Genomic DNA, 21566 nt, shown 5'->3' with positions numbered 1-21566 from the left:
TCCTCCAGTTCCAGGCGACGGCGGGCGAGGCACAGACCCCGCCCGCCGTCGCGAGTTCGTTACAACGATACTTCGTTGGCGATCAAAACGGTGCCGACCTCGCGGGCGGACGCGGCCGAGTCACCCAGCAGCACACGGTACTTCCCCGGTTCAACCTCCCAGCCTTCATTCCAGTGACGGAATGCACGCAGCGGCAGCTCGAGGCGCACCTCGGTTTCGGCCCCGGGCTGAACCTCCACCGCGGCGAAGGCTACCAGCCAGCGCTCGGGTCGTTCGGCCTCGGTCTCCGGACGGGTCAGATATGCCTGCAGCACGTGCTTGCCCGCACGCTCCCCGGAGTTCCGCACCCGGGCAATGACGGTAGCGGGGACCTCCTCGGTGCCCGCGCGCACCTCCGCCGACACCCGCTCGAAGGTGGTGTATCCGAGTCCATACCCGAACGGGAATGCGGGCACCCTACCCGCGGCGTTCCAGGCACGATACCCGATGTGGATGCCCTCGGTGTAGGTGAGCACCCCCTCGGTGGGGGTGGTGGAGAGCACCGGCACATCCTCCTCGGTCGCCGGCCAGGTGGTGGGCAGGCGTCCACCGGGTTCGGCCGCACCGGTCAGCACATCGGCTAGCGCGTCCCCAAACTCCTGACCCGGGAACCAGGTCAGCAGGATCGCCGAGACGTCCCGACGCCAGGGCATCAACACCGGGCTTCCGGCGTTTACCACCACGATCGTGCGCGGGTTGGCCGCGGCCACGGCGGACACCAGCTCATCCTGGCGACCGGGCAGCGACAGGGTCTTGCGGTCCTTCCCCTCGCTCTCGTCGCGGTTGGTGGTGCCGACAAACACCACGGCGACCTCGGCCGCGGTGGCGGCGGCAACCGCATCCCGGATTCGGCCGTCATCATCGGCGTCGGAGGCCACCAGTCCAAACGAAATCGAGGCGGCATTGCTGAGGTGGCCGCGGCTCTTGAGATCGTTGACCACCCGCACCTGGATGTCGGTGCCCACCCGCACGTCGATCCGCTCGCTCAGTCGCGGCGGGGCCAGCAGGCCGGTGCCCATCGCGTCATCCAGCGAGGAGAGGCGGCCATCGATCAGCCGCTCACCGTCGGCAAACACCTCAACCGATCCGATGGTCTCCACCCCGAGTTCCACGCTGCCCGAACGCTTCGGGCGGAACAGGGTTGTTGCCTCCAGGGTTACCGCGCCGGCCGGGACCCCGCCGGTCCAGACCAGGTGCGCGCTCCGGCGCTCCTCCACCAAAACCTCGCCGCCGTCGGCATCGAGGAAGCGCACGTGCACACCGGGCTCGCCTGTTTCCGGGTTGACCACATCGTGCAGCGGGAAGGGCACCAGACCGCGGGTGACCGCGACGCCCGGCTCGACGCTCAGGTCCGCATTCGGCAGGGCCGAGGCGATGCCATCCAGCGGGGTCACCACGTGATCGGCCACCACAAACGCGCTTCCGCCACCCTGGGTACGCGGCAGGGTTGCCGCCTCACCGATCACCGCGACGCTGCCGGGCAGGCGTGACCAGGGCAGCTCGGCACCCTCGTTGCGCACCAGCACCATCGCCGCGGCCGCGGAGGAACGGGCAAACGCGATCGGATCATGGCCGGGACGCTCGGCCCGAACCGGCGCCTCCACATCGGCTAGTGCGCCCACCCGCCAGGCCAGCCGGAGCAGGCGCAGAACCTTGGCATCCACATCGGATTCGGCCACTTCCCCGGCGGCAATCGCCGCAATCAGCTTCTCGCCCCACGGCCCCGTCGGCCCCGGCATCGCCAGATCCTGACGCGAACGGGCGGCCGCCACGGTGGTGCGCACGGCCGTCCAGTCGGAAATCACCAGGCCGTCGAAACCCCATTCGGTAGCCAGCGGTGCCTCCAGCAGCGGGCTCTCGGACATCGTGGTCCCGTTGACCTGGTTGTAGGCGGACATGATGCCCCACGCCTCACCCCGCGTCACCACCGCTTCAAAGGGCGCATAGTAGACCTCGCGCAGGGTCTTCTCATCCACCCGCACGTTCACGTGGAATCGTTCGTCCTCGGAATCATTGGCCACATAGTGCTTGGGCACCGCGGCGATACCCTGCCCCTGCAGACCCTCGGTATAACCGATCGCCATTTCGCCCGAGAGCAGCGGGTCCTCGGAAAACGCCTCGAAGTGCCGGCCGCCGCGCGGGGTGCGCTGCATGTTGATGGTGGGTCCAAGCACCACATCCACCCCCTTGCGCCGAGCCTCGGCCGCGAGGACCTCGCCGTAGGTGTGCGCCAGGGCGGTATCCCAGGTCGCCGCCAGGGCGGTGCCGCTGGGCAGGTTCAGCGAGGGATCACGCTCATCCCAGGCGGCGCCACGCACGCCCGCGGGTCCATCGGAGAGGACCATGCTGGCCAGCCCGATCTCGGGCACCGCCAGGGTGCTCCAGAAATCGCCCCCGGTGATCAGGGCAACCTTGACCTCGAGGGGCAGGGCAGCAAGCTTTGCTTCGAGCGCCGACTCCACTTCGGGGGTGGTGAATGCGGGGGCGGGGGCACCGGTTACCGGTGTGTTCTCGGTCATAACTATCTTTCGTATCGGGGTGTTCGGGTGAAAATCTCGGGGCCTATTTGATGCCGACGGAGGCGACGCTCTGCAGGAAGAAGCGCTGGAGGAAGATGAAGAACAGCACGATCGGCGCGATCACCAGGACCGAACCTGCCAGCAGCAGCCCGTAATCGGTGGCGTTTTCCCCCTGCGAATACAGGGCGAGAGCCACCGGCAGCGTGTACCTATCCTCGGTTTGGGCGGCAACCAGCGGCCAGAGGAAGTTGTTCCAGGACGAGAGGAACGTCAGGATGCCGAGCGTCGCCAGCGGCGGGCCCAGCAGCGGCAGGATGATCCGCAGGAAGATGCGGGCCTCGCTGGCACCGTCGATCCGGGCGGCCTCGATCAGCGAATCGGGAATCTCCCCGATGAACTGCCGCATCAAAAACACCCCGATCGGAGCGGTCAGGAACGGCAGGATCAGCGCGTAATAGGAGTTGGACATCCCGAGGTTGCTGACCAGCACAAACAGCGGGACGAAGGTCACTACATGCGGCACCATCAGGGTCACCAACACCAGCGCGAGCAGCGTCTTCTTGCCGGTGAAGTTCATCTTCGCCAGGGCATACCCGACCATCGAGCAGAAGATGATGTTGCCCAGCACCGTGAAGATCGCCACCACGACCGAGTTCAGGAAGAAGTGGCCGATGTTGAGGTCGGTAAACCAGCGCGCATAGTTGTCGAGGGTGGGATTCTGCGGCAGCCATCCGCGCGGATCGCGCAGAATCTCGCCCTGGTCCTTGAAGGATCCCAACAGCATCCAGACAAAGGGCAGCAGGGTGATCAGGACGGCGATCACCAGCACCGTGTACACCACGGCACGGGCAATCCTGGACGAGCGGGCACGGTGGCCAACGCCCGCGGAAACGGGGGAAAGTGTGGGGGCGCTCATGCTCAGTCCTTCGAACGGAAGACGCGGAACTGGATCAGACTCAGCAGCGCAATCGCCACAAACAGCACATAGCTGGCGGCCGAGGCCAGGCCATAATTGCCGAATCCGAACTGGTTAAAGGTGAAGTAGGTGACCGAGAGAGTGGATCCAAGCGGCCCGCCCTGGGTCATCACAAAGGGCTCATCGAAGAACTGCAGGTAGCCCACCGAGAGCAGGATCGCCGCAAGCAAGAGCGTGGGGCGCATGATCGGCATCACGATGCGGGTGAACCGGGTCCAGGCCGAGGCACCATCCACCATGCCCGCCTCCAAGACCTCGGAGGGCACGCTCTGGAGGCCGGCGAGGCAGATGATCATCACGGTGCCGGCGTTGCGCCACACCGCGAGCAGGATCATCGCGGGCATCGACCAGGCGGGATCATGCAGCCAGTTGGGTCCGTCGATTCCCACCAGCGCGAGGGCGCTGTTGATCAGGCCGTCGTCCTGCAGGATGAAGCGCCACACCACGGCGACCGCCACGATGCTGGTGACCACCGGCACATAAAACCCGACCCGGAAGGCCGTGCGGAAGCGGGAGATTCCCGAGTTCAGCGCCACCGCGAGGGCGAGTCCCACCCCGAGGGTCAGCGGGATGCCGATCACCACAAAGTAGGCGGTGTTGAGCATCGAGCGCAGGAACTGCGGATTGTTGAACAGGCTCGCATAGTGCTCGAAGCCGATGACGTTGACGCCAAACACGTTGTCGGTGTCGCGGCTGGTGATGTCGGTGAACGACATCAGGAAGGAGGACACCAGCGGGATCATCATGAAGATCGAGAACACGATCACAAAGGGCAGGGCAAAGGCCCAGCCGGTACGGTTCTGGCTCCCGGAGACGCGTCGGCGGCGGGAGGGGCCCGCCCCGCCGCGGGTGGCGGCGGGGCGGGATGGTGCTGAAACGCTCATGTTCGTTACTTCCCGATGCCGATTCCGGCGGCCTGGCTCTGCAGCTCCTTGGCGGCCTCGGCCGGGGTCATCGCGCCCTTGACCACGCGCTCAAACACCGTGTCGGCACCGGCAGAAACCTGCACCCAGGCGGTGTTGGTGGGCGGGGATTTGGCATCGCCCAGCTGGTCGCGGAAGACCGACAGCTTGGTGTCGGCGGTGAGGCTGGCATCGTTCCAGGCGTCCTCGACCGCGGGCAGGTTACCGGTGAGCTTATAGAACTCGGTCTGGGTGGACTTCTCGGTCAACCACTTCACCAGCAGACGCGCGGCCTCGGGGTTCTTGGCCTTCTTGAAGACCACCACGCTGGATCCCCCGGCAAACGAGGTCGAGGATTTGACCTCGGGGATTCGGGCCACCGCGTACTTGGCATCAAAGCCCTCGCCACCGGCCTTGTTCAGCAGACCAATTTCCTGCGGCGGGCCGATCAGCATCGGGGTGTTGCCGCTGACGAAGTTCGACTCGGCTGCTCCGGCCTCGGTTGAGGCGTTGGGATTGGCCACCTTATCGGTAAAGACCTTTTGGTATTCGGTCAGCGCCGAGACCATTTCCGGGGTGTCCAGGGTCCATTCGGTCTGGTCCTTATTCATCAGCTCGGCCCCGCTGGACCAGGCAAACGGCAGGAACGCCTGGAACGAGTCGGTGCCACCGGTGGGCAGGCGTACACCCCATTCGGCACCGGCCTGCTCCTGATAGGCCCGAGCCAGCGCGGTGAAGTCGGCCCAGGTCTTGGGTGCCTGGGTGATGCCGGCCTGGGCGGCGAGGTCGGTGCGGTAGAAGATCACCCGGGTGTCCACGTACCAGGGCACCCCGGCCGCTCGGCCCCCGACCACGGCGGCATTGCGGGCGGCCTCGAAGATGCCATCGGTCTTGATATCCTCGGCAGGATTTTCAAACGCGTCGGCGAAGTCCGCCATATAGGTGGTCCCCATCTGCGCGACATCGGGCACCGTGCCCGCGGCGATGGCGGACTGATACTTCTGGTGGGCCGAGCTCCAGGGGATGCCGGTCACCTGCACCTTGACATCGGGGTTCTCCTTTTCGAATCCCTTGACGAGTTCGGGCAGGGCCTCGCCCGAGGCGCCCTGGGCCCACATGACCACGGTGCCGCTTGCCTTGCCGTCGCCCGCCTTCGGGCCGGCGGCGGCGTCGCCCGTGGCGGGGCCGTCGGAGCGTCCGCAGCCCGTGAGCAGCAGTGCCGTGGTGGTGACGAGGGCCGCCGTGACAGCCAGTTTCCTTCGGTACATCATTGTCCTCCAGGGGGTAACGCCGACGCGGAGAGGGCGTCGGCGAGCGATAATTTATGCGCATTAATTGCGGCGCATGTGGGGAGTTTATGCGCATTAATGACGCGGCGCAAGACGGCGTGAAAACAAAACACCCCCGTGGCGAACCCCGCACACGCAGAATCCGCCGGCCCCGAGGCGGGACCGGCGGATTCTTCTTGCGTGGGTGTTACTGGGCGGCGCGCTTGCGGGCGATGCCCGCGGCCAGTGCGCCGGTGCCGAGCAGCAGGGCGATCAGCAGCGTCGCGGTGGGCAGGTCACCCGCACCGGTCTGCGGCAGGGACGACCCGGCGTTCGCCGCCGGATGGGTGGCACCCGGCTGCGCGGTGGCCGACGAACCCGGGGTCTGGGTAGCGGGGGCGGTGGTGCCGGGGTCCGGGGTCGGGGTGGCGTCAACCGCGGGCTGGACCGTGACATCCGATCCCGAAACCTCGGCACCGTTCCACAGCACCACGATGCGGTGGGCGCCGGCCGGGGCATCCGCGGGGATGGTCACCGACTCGGCGAAGGCACCGTTGGCATCCGTGGTCACGGTCGCCAGGCGCACCGGGGCCGAGTGCAGCTCCAGGGCAAAACCCTCGACATTCGGGGCGAAGCCGGTGCCGGAGACCTTCACGGTGGATCCCGGACGCAGCTCGCCCGAGATCGCCAGTGTGCCGTGGACATCGCCGGGGTTGGCCGGCTGGGCGATGGTAACCGCGGCCGAAACCGGGGAGGTCACCGAGGCACCGATTGCGTTTACCGCGGTCACGGTGGCCGTGTAGGTGCCCGGAATCAGGTTCGGAACGGTCACGCTCAGCTGGGTTCCGGCCACCTCGATCGGGGCGCGGGCGGGCTGGTCATCGCCGCTCAGCTGTACTCGGTACCCGGTGATCGGGCTGCCGCCGTCGGCCGGGGCCTGCCACGAAATGGTCGCGGTGGTGCCCGATGTGGTAACCGAGGGAGCCGCGGGGGTGGCCGGGGCCGTGAGCACCGGCAGGGTCGCCTTATAGGCCATCGCGTAGGCGATCTTGCCCGGCTTGTCATCCGAGAACGGCTTGGACAGCTTGGCAAACTCGCCCTTGTCCACGGCCTTGCCGTCGTTCCACTTCTTCAGGGTACCGAGCTGCTTGCCGGTGTATCCACCGGCGATCACGGTGTCCTGCCCGGCGGCAACCTGGGCCTCACTGATGGTCTTGACGATCGCCAGGGTACTCTCGGCGCTGGTGGGGTTCCATCCGCTGAGGTCTACGCCGCTGGTGCGCAGCCAGTCACCCCAGATGAACTCCTGGAACGGGATCGTGCCGGCGGTGTAGCCGATGTCGCGGGTGAAGTAGAGCAGGCTGCGGGCCGGATCGTCCTGGAAGTTCTTCAGGCCGACGCTCTTGGGCAGCTGCTGCGGGGTGATCGCCTTGCCGCTGACATCCTTGAGCCAGGTCCAGCCGTTTGCCTGCATCTGAGTCCAAAAATCGGTCTCGCTCAGGTTCGAGAGGTTCCCCATCACGCGCAGACGCAGCGGGGTGTTCAGACCCGCGCCGGGGGTCTCGGCAAACGAGGTCAGGGTGTGGTGACCATCGGTGAGGTAGGGCAGACCGCCGGGTCCGATGACCACGGTTTTCATCGCGGCCAGGCTGTCGGCGGTTTCCTGACCGAGCGGGATGGTGCAGGTGAAGGATGCGGCGTTATCGATGGTGGCACCGGGCTGCGCCGAGGCGACGTCCCCCTGACCGTTGGCTTCACACCAGTCGCCGAGGCCCTTGTTCAGGGCATCCTTGCCCATCGTGTAGCGCCCCACCTTGTAGTAGACCTCGTCGAATCCGACCGAGGGCTGGGTGGGACGGATGTCACCAATGCGGAGGTCCACCAGGTCGCCGGTCTTGGCGGCCAGCAGGTCGGACGGGGAGGTGAGCACCGGGGCTGGTTCGGCGTTGGCCATCGTGGGGAGGGCGAGCGGAGCGGCGATCAGTGCCGCGGCGATACCGGTGGCGGTGAGCAGGCGCGGCCGGATGCGCGCTCGGGTAAGTGGCTGCACGGGTTTCCTTCGAGGGGGAGGTGAGGACGCATCCACACGGACGCGCACTCGATCCTCCCGGGCCGGGGTGGCCCGGGAGTGACCACGAGGTTACCGGCAGGCAAACACGAACCTGCACCGATGATCCGAGCAGCCTCGGGCTCGCACGCGTGGGCGTGTACCCGCACCTCCTGGCACTCCCTGTCTGGCCGCCCCGTTCGGGCAACAAAAATCCGCCGGCCCCGAAACGGGACCGGCGGATTTTTAGGTGGGGATTACTCCCACTCGATGGTCCCCGGCGGCTTGCTGGTGACGTCGAGAACAACGCGGTTAACACCCTCAACCTCGTTGGTGATGCGGTTGGAGATCTTTGCCAGAACGTCGTAGGGCAGGCGGGTCCAGTCGGCCGTCATGGCGTCCTCGGAGCTCACCGGACGCAGCACGATCGGGTGACCGTAGGTGCGGCCATCGCCCTGGACGCCCACGGAGCGGACATCGGCGAGCAGCACTACCGGGCACTGCCAGATTTCCTGGTCCAGGCCGGCCTCGGTCAGCTCGGCACGCACGATGGCGTCGGCCTTGCGCAGCAGATCCAGACGCTCGCGGGTCACCTCACCGACGATGCGGATTCCCAGGCCGGGGCCGGGGAAGGGCTGACGGCCCACGATAACCTCGGGCAGACCCAGCTCGCGACCGATCGCCCGCACCTCGTCCTTGAACAGGGCGCGCAGCGGCTCGACCAGCTCGAAGGTCAGGTCCTCGGGCAGACCACCCACGTTGTGGTGGCTCTTGATGTTGGCGGTACCGGTACCGCCACCGGACTCCACGACGTCCGGGTACAGGGTGCCCTGCACCAGGAAGCGGATGGGGTCGCCATCCTGCTCGCGGGACTCGGCGATCAGGTCGGCCTGGGCCTTCTCGAAGGTGCGGATGAACTCGCGACCGATGATCTTACGCTTGGTCTCGGGGTCGGTCACGCCGGCGAGGGCGGTCTCGAACTGCTCGACGGCGTCGATGGTGACCAAGCGCACACCGGTGGCCTTGACGTAGTCTTCCTCAACCTGGCGACGCTCGTCCTGGCGCAGCAGACCGTGGTCCACAAACACGCAGACCAGCTGGTCGCCGACGGCCTTGTGCACGATCGCGGCGGCAACGGCCGAGTCGACACCACCGGAGAGGCCACAGATGACCTTGCCGGTACCGACCTGAGCCTGGATCTTGGCAACCTGCTCGGCAATCACGTTGCCGGAGTTCCAGTCACCGGGGATCCCGGCGGCCTTGTGCAGGAAGTTGACCAGGAGGTCCTGACCGTACTCGGAGTGCTTAACCTCGGGGTGCCACTGCACACCGTAGAGCTTGCGCTCATCGTTGGCGAAGGCGGCAACCGGGGTGCCCTCGGTCGAGGCGAGAACCTCGAAGCCCTCGGGGGCCCGGGAGACCGAGTCACCGTGGCTCATCCAGACGGTCTGGGCGGCGGGCTGGTCGCCCAGCAGCACACCCTCGTCCTCGATCGCGACGGCGGTCGAACCGTACTCGCGCGAACCGGTCTTTGCTACCTCGCCGCCGAGGGCGGTGGCCATGACCTGGAAGCCGTAGCAAATGCCGAAGGTCGGCACACCCAGCTCGAAGATCGCCGGGTCAAACCCGGGCGCACCCTCTTCGTACACGCTGGACGGGCCACCGGACAGAACGAGACCGGCCGGGTTCTTGGCGGCCACCTCTGCGGCGGTGATCGAGTGCGGGACCAGCTCGGAGTAGACTCCGGCCTCCCGAACCCGACGGGCGATCAGCTGCGCATACTGCGCACCAAAATCTACAACGAGAACCGGACGGTTCTCCAGGGACTGCTCGCTAATGGGAAGGCTCCACTTCTGCTTGGTGAGCGTTGGGGGTATTCGCGCCGATGCGCGAGGAAATCTGTGTGCGGGCCTTGCGGACGATCCGAACCTCCAGGAAGAAGGACAGGAACGGAATCACGCCACCGAGGGCCATCAGCAGCAGCCAGCCGATGTTCCAGCGCATGAGCGACCAGATGCGGAAGATCGAGATCAGGTACACCACGTAGAACCAGCCGTGCACGATCAGCAGACCCAGCGAAATATTGATCGCCAGCACGGTTCCGGCGGGCACGAAGGCCAGGAAGCCGAAGGCTCCACCCATCTCGATTTCGAGACCGTAGTACACCTTGAGCAGCACCTCGCCGCACAGGAGCAGGAGCAGGACACCCGTGATCACCGAGGTGATCTGGTAGAAACGGAGGGCTCCGGGAATCTTGGGAAGATCGCGTTCGCGCGGCTGGAGAGGCATGACTCTAGTCTACGTCACCGCTCGCTACTCAAAAGGCGAGGGGTCGCCACGCTTTTCGGCGGCCTCATCCACTTCCTTCTCCCAGGCGTCGCGGGTCAGGCGGTACCAGAGGAACACGGCGAATCCGGCGAAGACCGCCCACTCGATCGCGTAGAAAATATTGAGCCAGTTGAGCTCGAATTCGATCTCGGGTTTGGGGGCGTCGATCTTGGTCAGCCCGTCCGGTGCCTCAAAGGAGAGGAAGTAGGGCAGGTAGACGTCTCCGGCGGGGCCGGCCCAGACGTTGATCAGCGAGGCCACCGACATCTCGGTGAGCAGGAACGCGTCGGGGGTCTTGGCGTCGGGCACGAGCGGACCCTGGCTGGGCACCAGACGGCCGGTCAGATCAACCGGGCTCGCCGCCTCGGCGTTGAGCCGCTCGGCGACGGTGTTGGCCTCGTCCCGGGACTTGGTCCAGCCCAGTGCGACCGCGAGGGAGGCGGGCTTCGGACCGCCAACTACCAGGTGTCCGGTGACCCAGTAGCCCTTGGTGTCGCCGTTGAGACGACCACCCAGAACCACATAGTCGCCGGGGACAAACTCTCCCGAGACCGAGACCTGCTGGCCCACGAGAACGTCGTGGATCGGCTCGGACGGGCCGATCACCTGGGTCAGCGGCACCATGTGCTCGGTGGGTCCGGCCTGGCTGGGATCCACCGACACCGCGCGGGCAAGCTGCCACTGTCCCAGCGCGGCAAAGGCCGCGGCGATGGCCAGCGCCAGAATCAGCACGCCGATCCAGCGCGGACGACGCATGACCTGACCGAGCTTGGGATCCCCCGGGGCCAGAATCACATCGCGCAGCTTCTTGCGCTTGGTGGGCGCCTCGTCCTCCGTCATCACCGCCGAAGAAATGGGTGCCGAAGCAGCACTCTCGGTCGGGTCCTGAAGCGGGGAAGTCATCGGAGCTGCGGTCTTTCTTCCGGATTGCGCGGATGGGACACGCACGCTGTGCTTCGAGAGCCCGGAGGCATCGAAACGGCGCACTCCCTCAATTCTCGGTTACCCGGCCGGAAACGGGAAATCGGATCGGGCTCAGGGGCGCGGACGCGCGGTGGACTCACGCACGATCAGCTCGACCGGGAGTTCCCGGGCCAGCGCGGGACCGGCGGAAGAGGTGGCCTCATCCTCGACCAGCCCGGCCAGGCGGTCGATCAGCAGCTGCGCCACGTGACGCCCCTGCTCGGCCGGATACTGGGCGACCGTGGTCAGCCCGAAGAATTCCCCATCGGGAATACCGTCGAGTCCGGTCACCGAGAGATCAGAGGGGATGTTCAGTCCCAGCTCGCGGGCGGCGAGGATTGCGCCGATCGCCATCACATCCGATGCCGCGACGATGGCCGTGGGCCGGTTCCGGGGTGCTCCGAGCAGCTGCTTGGCCGCGTCGTTTCCGCCGCGCAGGGTGAAGTCGGCACCGCGTTCGATCCTCGGATCGATCTCGATGCCCGCCTCGGTCAGCGCGTCTCGATAGCCGAGCTGACGCATCGTGGGCAGGTGGAAGTCGAGGTCAAAGTCCGCCGAACCACCGATATATCCGATGCGCTCATGCCCCAGGCCGATCAGGTGCTCGGTGGCCAAACGCACGGCCGCCCGATCGTCGATTCCCAGCGCGGGCACCCCCGGCAGCGGACCACCGAGGCCCACCACGGGCTTGCGCAGCGAGTGCAGGCGTCCGGCCTCCTCGGGGGTGAGTTCCAGACCGATGGCCAGCACCGCGTCCACCCGCTGGCGCAGCAGCAGATCGTCAAACACCCGGGCGCGGGCATCCGCTCCCCCGGAGAGGTTGTACAGGGTGAGGTCGTAACCGTGCTCCTGAAGCGCCGACTGCGCCCCCTCGACCACGGCCGAGAAGAACCAGTGACTGAGGAAGGGCACCACGACCCCGACGTTGCGGGTGCGTCCGGAGGCGAGGGCCGAGGCCCCGGCCGAAACCACGTAGCCCAGCTCGCGCGCGGCCTCGTGGACCCGGGCGCGGGTGCCCTCGGCCACATACCCACGTCCGCTCAGGGCACGTGAGACGGTGGCGGTGGACACCCGAGCACGCTCGGCGACCTCGTCAATACCAACCATCCCGGTCCTTTCTAGGCGCGGCGGGGTGTTCAAATGAAGTTGTTCCAGTGTAGCGATCCCCTGTTCGCGCGCGCCGAAAGGCCGCGGGATGGTGTGGTGGTGTGTCCTACTTCACCGCGCCGGCGGTCAGTCCGCCCACGATGTACTTCTGCAGGAAGAGGAACAGCGCCATCACCGGGAGGGCCGCGAGCACGGCACCGGCGGCGAACACGCTCCAGTTCGAGGAGAACTCCTGCGAGACAAACTGGTACAGACCCACCGCGAGGGTCTGCTTCTCCGGGGTCACCAGCACAACGCTGGCGATCACGAAGTCGTTGGTCGTGGCGATGAACGCCAGCAGACCCACCACCGCGAGAATCGGGGCAACCAGGCGCAGGATGATGGTGAAGAAGATGCGGGCATGGCTCGCGCCGTCCAGCTTGGCTGCCTCATCGATCGCCGCCGGAACGGTGTTGAAGAACCCGTACATCAGGTAGGTGTTCACCCCGAGCGCGCCACCGAGGTAGACCATGATCAGCGCGACCTGGTTGTCGAGGCCCAGGGCCGGGAAGATATCGCCGATCCCGGTGAGCAGCAGGAAGATCGCGACCACGGCGAGCAGCTGCGGGAAGATCTGCACCACCAGCAGGGTCAGCAGGCCCACGCGGCGGCCGGCAAAGCGCATCCGGCTGAAGCAGTAGGCGGCCAGGGCCCCGAGGAACACGGTGCCGGCGGCGGTGATCAGGCCGATAAACAGCGTGTTTCCAAACCAGGCGGCATAGGGCTGCTGGGGCGAGTTGAACAGCTTGGTGTAGCTGTCGAATCCGATGGTCGAGAACAGACCGTTGGAGCTCAGCAGGGTACCGCCGGGGTTGAGTGAGGCGGAGAGTACGTACAGCAGCGGGAAGACCGAGAACACGATCATGATCCAGCCGACCAGGTGCCGCCAGCCGGTGGCCAGGAACCAGCGCCGCGCCTTGAAACCGCGGCGGTCCCGGGCCCGCGTGGAGGGAGTGGACGGGGTGAGGGTGGGTGCGCTCATTAGTTCAGCTCCTCCAGGGCCTTGGTTTGACGGAAGCTCACGATCGCGATGATCGCGACCACGATAAAGATCAGGATCGAGAAGGCGCTGGCCAGACCGTAGTCACGGTCGGCTCCGACAAACGCGACCTTATAGACCATCGAGATCAGGATGTCGGTGCCACCCACGTTGATCGACGCGGACGCATCACGCGGGCCTCCCCCGGTGAGCATGTACACCAGGTTGAAGTTGTTGAAGTTGAACGCAAACGAGGAGATCAGCAGCGGGGCCACCGAGACCAGCAGCAGCGGAAGCTTGATCTTCTTGAAGATCTGGAACGGGTTGGCACCGTCCATCTTGGCGGCTTCCTGCACGTCATCGGGGATGGATTGCAGCGCGCCCATACACACCAGGAACATATAGGGGAAGCCCAGCCAGAGGTTCACAAACAGGATGCTGACCTTGCCCAGGAACGCATCCGTGAGCCAGGGGATATGGGCCCCGCCGAAGAGTTCCAGGTTGATGAATCCGAAGTCGCGGTTGAGGAGCCCCGCCCACACCAGCGCGCCCAGGAACGAGGGGAACGCATAGGGCAGGATGATCAGCACGCGGTAGAACGCGCGCCCCTTCATCCGCATGTCATTGAAGACGATGGCCAGGAACAGGCCCAGCGCGAAGGTGGTGAGCACCGAGAGCAGCGCGAACGCGAAGGTCCAGAGGGTCACGCCGATCAGTGGACCGCGAATCCCCTCGTCGGTCACGGCCTTCACATAGTTGTCAATGCCCACCCCGATCGACCAGCCGGGCTTGAGCTGCTTGCCCGCCGAATCGGCGAAGGCCCCCACCCCGGTGTCCGAGTAGACGGTGCCGGTCTTGGTATCGGTCATCGTATCGGCGTGCGCGTCATAGCGCAGGCTGGAGAGGTAGAGGAAGGCGCTGGATCCATCCGGGGTGCGCAGCGCGCCCTTATTCGGATCGCTGGAGACCGGAACCTGCAGGTCCACGATGGCCTTCTGGTTGTCCACGATCTCGGCGAAGTTCAGCGCCTCCTTGCCGGGCAGGCCGGTGGCCTTGTCGCCGGTCATGGTGGCGTTGGTCACCCGCTCGAGCGGGTGCTCGGCGGTGCCGTAGGACACCTCGCCCTTCGGGTCGGTGACCAGGAAACCGAAGTCCCCGCCGTCGCGCAGCACGGTCAGCTCATAGGTGGCCGAATCCGGCACCCGCTCCTGAGCCGACTGCATCAGCGCGGTGACCGCGTCCTCCTTGGTCGAGTTGTGGCCCGAACCGTAGTTGGTGAAGGAGATGTAGCCGGTGTAGCCGATCACAAACACCTGGAACACCAGGAGGAAGATCAGGCCGGGGGTGAGGTACTTCATCGCCAGCGTGCGCTTGGAGAAGTAGATGTAGTTGATGGCGATCAGCGCCGCCGCAACGATCGCAAACACGATCCAGTTGTGCTGGGTGGCCAGCATGAACAGCGCGAAGATGCCGAGGGCATCCACCAGGCCGAGAAGGACGATCTTTACCAGAATCGCCCCGAGCGATCCCCCGGCCATGTTGGCCAGCCGCGCGGCACCGCGCGAGCGGCGCGCTCGGGTCTGGGGTGAGGGGGTACGTGAACTCATTGTTTTCCTGTTTCTCGGCCCGGTGGATCCCGGACTAACCCTTGATTGCGGCGGCGATATCCGCGGTCATCTTGGTCCACAGCGCGGACGGGTCGCCCTCGCCGGAGATGATGGCGGCCTCGGTCACGCCCCAGAACTGCCAAACCTTGCCCATGGCGGGTACCGAGGGCATCGGGACACCGTTGCGGCCCACGTCACCAAACGCCTTGACGATCGGGTTCGAGGAGGCGGCGTCGAAGGAGGCCTTCAGCGCCGGGGCACGTCCACCCTTTTCAAACAGCGCGGTCTGGACCTTCTGGGTGGCCAGGTAGTTGGTCAGGAACTCGTTGGCCGCCAGCGGGTTGGCGGTCTTGGAGGAGATGAAGAAGCCCTGCACACCCACGAACGGCTGCGCGGGAGCGCCACCGGCGGAGGGGATCGGATCCACGGCCAGCTTGATGCCGGCCTTCTCGGCGTCCGGCACGTTCCACGGTCCGGTGATCATGAACGGCGACTGGCCGGAGTTGAACTTCTCCTTGGCGATATCGGCGGTGATCGAGATGTTCAGGTTTCCGGCCTTGCCCTGCTCGGCCAGCCAGTTGGCGTACTTGGTTCCACCCTCGTTGCCGATGGTCAGATCGTCGGCGTTGTAGGAACCGTCGGCGTTGCGACCGAAGACCGGGTTGTCGAACGAGCTCTGGAACGGGTACAGGTGGTACGGGTCGGCCTGCGGGCCGAGCTGCACGAGGAACGGGTTGGCGCTTCCGGCGGCCTTGCCCATCGCAACCATCTCGTCGTAGGTGGTCGGCGCGGTGGGCGCCAGGGCGGTGTTACGCAGCAGCGCGATGTTCTCGATCGAGTAGGGCACCGCATAGGTCTTGCCCTGGTAGGTGATCGCGTCGGTGGCGATCTTCTCGAAGCCGGCGGCCTTGTCGCCGAGCTCCACGGGCTGGATCACACCGTTCTGAACGAAGTTGCCGATCCAGTCGTGAGCACCGATGGTGATGTCGGGGCCCTTGCCGCTAGGAACCTGGGCGATGAACTGGTCGAGGATCGACCCGAAGTCCTTCTGCACGAGCTTGACGTGCACGCCCGAGCTCTTCTCGAATTCGGCGGCGGCCTCCTTGAGGACCGGGGCGCGGTCGGCATCCACCCACACGGTCAGCGTGCTCTTGGAGGAGCCCGCGTCCTTGGACTCGGTGGAGGCCGAGCATCCACTCAGCCCGAGGGCCAGGGCGGTCAGGGCGGCCCCGGTAAGGAGGACGCGCTTCTTAGTCACCTTCATTGGTGTACCTTTCGTTCGATGCGTGGAGCTACCGCGCTTCACCACAAATAATGCAAGCGTTTACATGTATATCCCAGATCCCGTCGCCACGCAAAGGCCGTCATTCCCGGCGATATGTAAAGTCCGCGACACACCCGCGGTTCGTTTCAGCAAGCGTTTCCATATTCTGTCGAAGTGTCCTAGAGTAACGGCATGACTCAGCCCACCGCCTTCTCTGCCGCAGGCGACACCACCGCTCCCGAGTGGTGGCGCAGCGCCGTTATTTACCAGATCTACCCGCGCTCCTTCGCCGATGCGAACGGCGACGGCGTCGGCGACCTCGCCGGAATCGCCTCCCGGATGGACGCCCTGGAGAACCTCGGCGTCGACGCCGTCTGGCTCTCCCCGTTCATGCGCAGCCCGCAGAAGGACGCCGGCTATGACGTGACCGACTACAAGTCAGTGGACCCGCTGTTTGGCACCCTCGACGACTTTGACGCGATGCTTGCCAGCGCCCATCAGCGCGGCATCAAGGTCATCGTGGACCTCGTCCCCAACCACTCCTCGGACACCCACGAGTGGTTCATCGAGGCCCTGGCCGCGGCCCCCGGCTCCCCCGAGCGCGGCCGCTACCTCTTCCGCGACGGCAAGGGTGAAAACGGCGAACTGCCCCCGAACAACTGGGAATCCGTATTCGGCGGCCCCGCCTGGACCCGCACCACCAACCCCGACGGCACCCCCGGCGAGTGGTTCCTGCACCTGTTTGACTCAACCCAGCCCGACTTCGACTGGACCAACCCCGAGGTGCGCGAGATGTTCCGCGGCGTGCTGCGGTTCTGGCTGGACCGCGGCGTCGACGGCTTCCGCGTGGACGTGGCCCACGGCATGATCAAGGCCGAGGGTCTGCCCGATTACACCCCGAACCCCGGCGGTGGATCGATGGGTGGCGATGACTTCGAGGTTCCCTACTGGGGCCAGGAGGGCGTGCACGAGATCTACCGCGACTGGCACAAGGTACTCGCCGAGTACGAGGGCGACCGCGTGCTGGCGGCCGAGGCGTGGATCAACCCGCTGAGCAAGATGGCCAAGTGGGTGCGCCCGGACGAAATGCACCAGGCGTTCAACTTCCCCTACCTGGAGACCGCCTGGGACGCCCAGGCCCTGCGCCCCGTGATCGACGAGTCACTGGAAGCCTTCGGTGCCGTGGGCGCCCCGGCGACCTGGGTGCTCTCGAACCACGACGTGGTGCGTCACGCCTCGCGTCTGGCGCTGACCGCCGAGAACCCGCAGGGTCACGGCATCGGTCCCAAGAGCCCCGGCCAGCCGATGCGTGAGGTCGGCCTGCAGCGCGCCCGCGCCGCCAGCGCGTTCATGCTCGCGCTGCCCGGTGGTGCCTACATGTACCAGGGTGAGGAGCTCGGTCTGCCCGAGGTCATCAACCTGCCCGATGAGGCCCGTCAGGACCCCACCTGGTTCCGCACCAACGGTGAGCGTTACGGCCGTGACGGCTGCCGCGTCCCGCTGCCCTGGGAGCCCGGCACCACCGCCTACGGGTTCAACACCACCGGCGAATCCTGGCTGCCCCAGCCCGAAGACTGGGACGACTACTCCCGCGCCGCCCAGCAGGGCGTGGCGGGCTCGACCCTGACCCTGTACACCACCGCCCTGGAACTGCGTAAGCGCCTGGACCTGGGCCTGGGCTCGGTCACCTGGATCGAGAACCTGCCCGAAACCATGATCGGTTTCCGCAACGGAGACGTCATCGTGCTCGGCAACACCGCCACCACCGGCTGGGAGATTCCGGCCGAGCTGACGGAGCTGCCCGTGCTGCTGGCCAGCACCACCATTGCCGGGAACACCCTGCCCGGTGACGCGACCATCTGGCTGCAGGCGTAACACCCGCGTATAAGGCGGCGGCCCCGGATCGATGATCCGGTGCCGCCGCCTTTGTACGCTCGGAGCGTGCCGTCGACAGAGCCGAGGTCACGGACGCGTCGGGCGTTTCATCTTTCGCCCCCAATAGATCGCAAATGCGGCCGTGAGCAGTGCTATCGAATACCCGAGACCGAATGCAAGTTGGGATGCTGCCCAAAGTTCATCCCTATCAATCAGGTAAAGCCCCACCCCGCACATGGTCAAGAGGAACGCTATCCCCGAGCCAATGAGGGTAATCGGCATGACTTTCATCGTCGATGATGCCCACGGAAGCCCGGGTGTCTCGCCAACCCCCAGCGCGAATAACTTCAGTTTTGATTTCATAATCTCCCCCGAGATCTCGTTGAGTTCATCGTCGAACTGAGGGCCACGCTACGCCCATCTCGAAGGCTGTCAAGCTTACGTTCGGTATCGATAACGGCGCTCATGCTGCGTTACCGTCGATGCCGTTTCCACACAAAGCGGCTGCCACGGGTCATCGTTCCGGACCATAAGCAGAAACACAGAAATCGAAAATATGTTACCTCCGAGATCAACTATTCAAGGGGGAATAATGAAGAACCAAAATCGTCTCACGGCACTAAGCATTGCGGCAGCGCTTTCACTCAGCTTGGTGCTCCCGACCACGGCGGCCACGGCGGCCACGGCGGCCACGGCGGCCACGGCACAAGATACCCAAAGTTCGTCAGCACCAATTCCCGGTGCCCAGCCGTTACCCACAGAACCATCGATCACATCCATTTCATCGCAGTTTTCCCAGGACCTGCAAGAAACCGAAAACCTCGAACGAGCAGCGGTTACGGTAACTGCCGGGAAAGTGACGCTGGATCTGGAAAGCGCGAAAAAAGCGGGTATCTCAGACCGCATCATCAGCGACTATTCTCGCGGGCTCACTATCGGCAGCCTGAATGATCTGAGCAAACGCACCGGTGCAGAACCGTACGCATCACTTTGCGGTTCTTGTAAGGGGAAAAACGGCAATGGCGTTGCTATTTGGGGGGCCCTGGTTTCAGCTCGATTCATGTAATACCGGCGTCATTATTGGGCTCATGAATTCCGGAGCCGGTGCTGCTGTAATCGCCGGCGCGTTGTCATCCGAGACGGGCGCCGGGGGCATAGCAGGGACCGTTGTTGCTGGAGTTCTTGCCATCGGTGCCGGTGCAATCGGGGTGTGTGCGAGTGACGGTAATGGCGTTGTTCTCCGGGTGCTCTGGACGGGAACCCCCTACTGCACGGGGCCATAAGTTGATCTGATCGCAAATCCACCGCACACATTCGACACCTATTTGAAAGGTCACTCGTGAGAACTCGACTTTTTTCAGTCAGCGGGAGCTTACTCGGCGGCGCAGCGGTTCTTACCGGTCTGGTTCTGGTCTTTACTCGGGATCCAAATACAATCCATACCGGCCAGTCAATAATCCTTACGGGCCTGGGAATCCTCCTTCTCACCGCAGTAATTACTCAACTCATGGTGCGAAGACACCACCGCCCGTCACAAAAGTGATAAGCAGTCTCCGTCCAGGGAGTCTCGGAAAACCGTAATCTCAACCGAAACGCCCTCCTCGAATCCGAGGAGGGCGTTTCACTGTGATGTCTATGCCTCGCCCACCTCGGGGGCTTCCAGGCGCACGCGGTCGGCCGAGACGTCGTCCGGCTGCTCCTGGGAGGCGCGCTCGGCCTTAACCCGCTCGAGGTACAGGTCGGTTTCCTTCTGCACGCGGGCAGCGTCCCAGCCCAGGGCGTCGCCGAGGAGTTTGGCGGCCACCGGGGCCGCCGAGACCCCGCGGTCCCACGCCTCGATCGAGATGCGGGTGCGGCGGGCCAGGACGTCATCGAGGTGCAACGCACCCTCATGGGTGGCCGCGTAGACAACCTCGGCACCCAGATAGTCGTCGGCACCGGGCAGCGGCTCCCCGAGTTCGGGACGCTCACGGATCAGGTCGAGGACCTCATCGGCGAGGGTTCCGTAGCGGTTCAGGAGGTGCTCGATCCGGGCCGGGTGCACGTCGAACGCACGGGCGATCTTGGCGCGCTTATTCCACGCGGCCTGATAGCCCTCGGCCCCTACCAGCGAGATGTTCTCGGTCGCGGACTTGGGGATCTTGCCATCCAGCGCATCCACCGCCGCATCCACCGCGTCCTTGGCCATGACCCGATAGGTGGTCCACTTTCCGCCGGCCACGACCACGAGTCCCGGGACCGAGTGGGTCACGATGTGCTCGCGCGAGAGCTTCGAGGTCTGATCGCTCTCGCCCGCCAGCAACGGACGCAGTCCCGCATACACACCCTCGACATCGTCCCGGGTGAGCGGGACCGCGAGGATCTTATTGACGTGCTCCAGCAGGTAGTCGATATCCGCGGCGGTCGCGGCGGGATGCGCCTTGTCCAGGTCCCAGTCGGTGTCGGTGGTGCCGATCAGCCAGTGCCGACCCCAGGGAATCACAAACAGCACACTCTTCTCGGTGCGCAGCAGCAGACCCATGTTGGACTGGAAGCGATCGCGCGGGACCACCAGGTGGATGCCCTTGGACGCGCGGACCTTAAACTGGCCGCGCTCGCCCACGAGCGCCTGGGTGTCATCGGTCCACACACCGGTGGCGTTCACGACCTGCTTGGCGCGCACCTCGAAGTGCTCGCCGGTCTCCAGGTCGTGCGCCTTCACGCCCACCACCCGCTGTCCGACCTTGAGGAAGCCCTCGACCCGCACGCGGCTCGCGGCATGCGCGCCGTAGCTCGCGGCGGTCCGCACCAGGGAGGCCACATAGCGGGCATCGTCCACCTGGGCGTCGTAGTAGGTAAGGCCGCCGACAAACGCGTTATTGCGCAGCGACGGGATCGCCCGCTGCACCTGTCGTTTGCTCAGGTGCCGGTGGTGCGGCACCCCCGGCGGACGGCCGCCGGTGTAGGAGAAGATGTCGTACAGCATCATGCCGGCACCGATGTAGAAGCGCTCAAACACCGGCCGGTTCAAGGGGTAGAGGAAGCGCACGGGCTTCACCAGGTGCGGGGCCAGACGCTGCAGCAGCAGGCCACGCTCGATCAGGGCTTCGCGCACCAGACGGAAGTCGAGCTGTTCCAGATAGCGGATGCCTCCGTGCACCAGCTTGGAGGAGCGGCTGGAGGTTCCGCTGGCCCAGTCGCGGGCCTCGAGGATTCCGGTGCTCAGGCCACGGGTGACCGCGTCCAGTGCCGATCCGGCACCCACGATTCCGCCACCCACCACAAGAACGTCGAGCTCACGCTCCTTGAGTGCCTCGATCGCCGCCGAACGCTGTTCCGGGCCGAGCCCCACACGCCGCGGCTCCTCCGCACGGGATCCCTGTCCCGCCGTCGACTTCGTGGACTTTTTTTCCGCTGCCATGTGCCCTCCCTCGGTGGTGGGAACCGGCAAGCCGATTCCGGCCAAGCTGATTGCGGGCGACCGGAACGGTCACACCGCCACCACCGAGCCTAGCCAGTCACGCAGGCAGAAACCAGGGGTCCGCTCGAAATTCTGAGCAATTACCGAGCGTGCGGAACGACACCACGCGGCGTGCACCGCGTATGGCCCGATCCCCCGCGGAAAACCACGAATGCGCCGCCCCGAAGTGGGGACGACGCATTCGTGAGCGGTG

15 protein-coding genes are annotated in these 21566 nt (G+C 65.6%); 2 read left to right on the top strand and 13 right to left on the bottom strand.

Features of this window, described 5'->3' with window-relative positions; translation table 11 throughout:
* Nucleotides 1–59: 59 nt before the first annotated feature.
* The 12 genes from IE92_RS0108535 to IE92_RS0108480 form a co-directional block, all read right to left on the bottom strand.
* Nucleotides 60–2558, bottom strand: a complete 2499-nt coding sequence (locus IE92_RS0108535) for a glycoside hydrolase family 3 protein (protein WP_081863938.1) — start codon at nucleotides 2556–2558, stop codon at nucleotides 60–62.
* Between the two features lie 43 nt (nucleotides 2559–2601).
* The gene (locus IE92_RS0108530) at nucleotides 2602–3474 is read right to left on the bottom strand and encodes a carbohydrate ABC transporter permease (RefSeq protein WP_030148079.1); all 873 of its coding nucleotides are present in this window, start codon (nucleotides 3472–3474) and stop codon (nucleotides 2602–2604) included.
* Nucleotides 3475–3476: 2 nt separating this feature from the next.
* On the bottom strand, nucleotides 3477–4418 hold the full coding sequence (locus tag IE92_RS0108525) for a carbohydrate ABC transporter permease (RefSeq protein WP_030148078.1): 942 nt from the start codon (nucleotides 4416–4418) through the stop codon (nucleotides 3477–3479).
* 5 nt (nucleotides 4419–4423) lie between these two features.
* Entirely contained in the window at nucleotides 4424–5704 is a 1281-nt protein-coding gene (locus IE92_RS0108520) for an extracellular solute-binding protein (RefSeq protein ID WP_245601247.1), read from the bottom strand.
* A 208-nt stretch (nucleotides 5705–5912) separates the two neighbouring features.
* Nucleotides 5913–7754 (bottom strand): ParB-like protein, encoded by a 1842-nt coding sequence (locus tag IE92_RS18550; protein WP_081863939.1) that lies wholly within the window; start codon nucleotides 7752–7754, stop codon nucleotides 5913–5915.
* 254 nt (nucleotides 7755–8008) lie between these two features.
* Entirely contained in the window at nucleotides 8009–9589 is a 1581-nt protein-coding gene (gene guaA / locus IE92_RS0108510) for a glutamine-hydrolyzing GMP synthase (protein WP_030148075.1), read from the bottom strand.
* Nucleotides 9585–10040 carry a DUF3817 domain-containing protein gene (locus IE92_RS0108505; protein WP_030148074.1) on the bottom strand — a complete coding sequence of 152 codons (456 nt, stop codon included), beginning with the start codon at nucleotides 10038–10040 and terminating at the stop codon, nucleotides 9585–9587. Before IE92_RS0108505 ends, guaA begins: the two co-directional genes overlap by 5 nt.
* Nucleotides 10041–10064: 24 nt before the next feature.
* Entirely contained in the window at nucleotides 10065–10982 is a 918-nt protein-coding gene (locus tag IE92_RS0108500) for an SURF1 family cytochrome oxidase biogenesis protein (protein ID WP_052367288.1), read from the bottom strand.
* 132 nt (nucleotides 10983–11114) lie between these two features.
* The gene (locus tag IE92_RS0108495; protein ID WP_030148072.1) at nucleotides 11115–12149 is read right to left on the bottom strand and encodes a LacI family DNA-binding transcriptional regulator; all 1035 of its coding nucleotides are present in this window, start codon (nucleotides 12147–12149) and stop codon (nucleotides 11115–11117) included.
* 106 nt (nucleotides 12150–12255) lie between these two features.
* Nucleotides 12256–13170 (bottom strand): sugar ABC transporter permease, encoded by a 915-nt coding sequence (locus IE92_RS0108490; protein ID WP_030148071.1) that lies wholly within the window; start codon nucleotides 13168–13170, stop codon nucleotides 12256–12258.
* On the bottom strand, nucleotides 13170–14774 hold the full coding sequence (locus IE92_RS0108485; RefSeq protein WP_030148070.1) for an ABC transporter permease subunit: 1605 nt from the start codon (nucleotides 14772–14774) through the stop codon (nucleotides 13170–13172). Before IE92_RS0108485 ends, IE92_RS0108490 begins: the two co-directional genes overlap by 1 nt.
* A 34-nt stretch (nucleotides 14775–14808) precedes the next feature.
* Nucleotides 14809–16038: a sugar ABC transporter substrate-binding protein gene (locus IE92_RS0108480; RefSeq protein ID WP_030148069.1), complete on the bottom strand. Its 1230-nt coding sequence runs from the start codon at nucleotides 16036–16038 to the stop codon at nucleotides 14809–14811.
* 192 nt (nucleotides 16039–16230) lie between these two features.
* On the opposite strand from IE92_RS0108480, the gene IE92_RS0108475 reads away from it, so the two are divergent.
* Complete coding sequence (locus tag IE92_RS0108475; protein WP_030148068.1) at nucleotides 16231–17913, top strand: glycoside hydrolase family 13 protein; 1683 nt, start codon at nucleotides 16231–16233, stop codon at nucleotides 17911–17913.
* 592 nt (nucleotides 17914–18505) lie between these two features.
* Complete coding sequence (locus IE92_RS18305) at nucleotides 18506–18979, top strand: hypothetical protein (protein ID WP_156027476.1); 474 nt, start codon at nucleotides 18506–18508, stop codon at nucleotides 18977–18979.
* A 567-nt stretch (nucleotides 18980–19546) separates the two neighbouring features.
* Here IE92_RS18305 and IE92_RS0108465 read toward each other — a convergent pair.
* Nucleotides 19547–21313: a glycerol-3-phosphate dehydrogenase/oxidase gene (locus tag IE92_RS0108465; protein WP_081863940.1), complete on the bottom strand. Its 1767-nt coding sequence runs from the start codon at nucleotides 21311–21313 to the stop codon at nucleotides 19547–19549.
* Nucleotides 21314–21566 lie beyond the last annotated feature (253 nt).

The organism is Mycetocola saprophilus, assembly GCF_000718085.1.
Lineage (GTDB): Bacteria > Actinomycetota > Actinomycetes > Actinomycetales > Microbacteriaceae > Mycetocola > Mycetocola saprophilus.
Note: the sequence above shows the minus strand (reverse complement) of the source record. Positions and strands in the feature narration are given on the sequence as shown.

What these genes read in the sequence shown, in the direction of transcription:
- IE92_RS0108465 (WP_081863940.1), bottom strand. Translation starts at nt 21,313, where the DNA reads ATGGCAGCGGAAAAAAAGTCCACGAAGTCGACGGCGGGACAGGGATCC.
- IE92_RS0108485 (WP_030148070.1), bottom strand. Translation starts at nt 14,774, where the DNA reads ATGAGTTCACGTACCCCCTCACCCCAGACCCGAGCGCGCCGCTCGCGC.
- IE92_RS0108505 (WP_030148074.1), bottom strand. Translation starts at nt 10,040, where the DNA reads ATGCCTCTCCAGCCGCGCGAACGCGATCTTCCCAAGATTCCCGGAGCC.
- IE92_RS0108500 (WP_052367288.1), bottom strand. Translation starts at nt 10,982, where the DNA reads ATGACTTCCCCGCTTCAGGACCCGACCGAGAGTGCTGCTTCGGCACCC.
- IE92_RS0108475 (WP_030148068.1), top strand. Translation starts at nt 16,231, where the DNA reads ATGACTCAGCCCACCGCCTTCTCTGCCGCAGGCGACACCACCGCTCCC.
- IE92_RS0108490 (WP_030148071.1), bottom strand. Translation starts at nt 13,170, where the DNA reads ATGAGCGCACCCACCCTCACCCCGTCCACTCCCTCCACGCGGGCCCGG.
- IE92_RS0108480 (WP_030148069.1), bottom strand. Translation starts at nt 16,038, where the DNA reads ATGAAGGTGACTAAGAAGCGCGTCCTCCTTACCGGGGCCGCCCTGACC.
- IE92_RS0108535 (WP_081863938.1), bottom strand. Translation starts at nt 2,558, where the DNA reads ATGACCGAGAACACACCGGTAACCGGTGCCCCCGCCCCCGCATTCACC.
- IE92_RS0108520 (WP_245601247.1), bottom strand. Translation starts at nt 5,704, where the DNA reads ATGTACCGAAGGAAACTGGCTGTCACGGCGGCCCTCGTCACCACCACG.
- IE92_RS0108495 (WP_030148072.1), bottom strand. Translation starts at nt 12,149, where the DNA reads ATGGTTGGTATTGACGAGGTCGCCGAGCGTGCTCGGGTGTCCACCGCC.
- IE92_RS0108530 (WP_030148079.1), bottom strand. Translation starts at nt 3,474, where the DNA reads ATGAGCGCCCCCACACTTTCCCCCGTTTCCGCGGGCGTTGGCCACCGT.
- IE92_RS18305 (WP_156027476.1), top strand. Translation starts at nt 18,506, where the DNA reads ATGAAGAACCAAAATCGTCTCACGGCACTAAGCATTGCGGCAGCGCTT.
- IE92_RS0108525 (WP_030148078.1), bottom strand. Translation starts at nt 4,418, where the DNA reads ATGAGCGTTTCAGCACCATCCCGCCCCGCCGCCACCCGCGGCGGGGCG.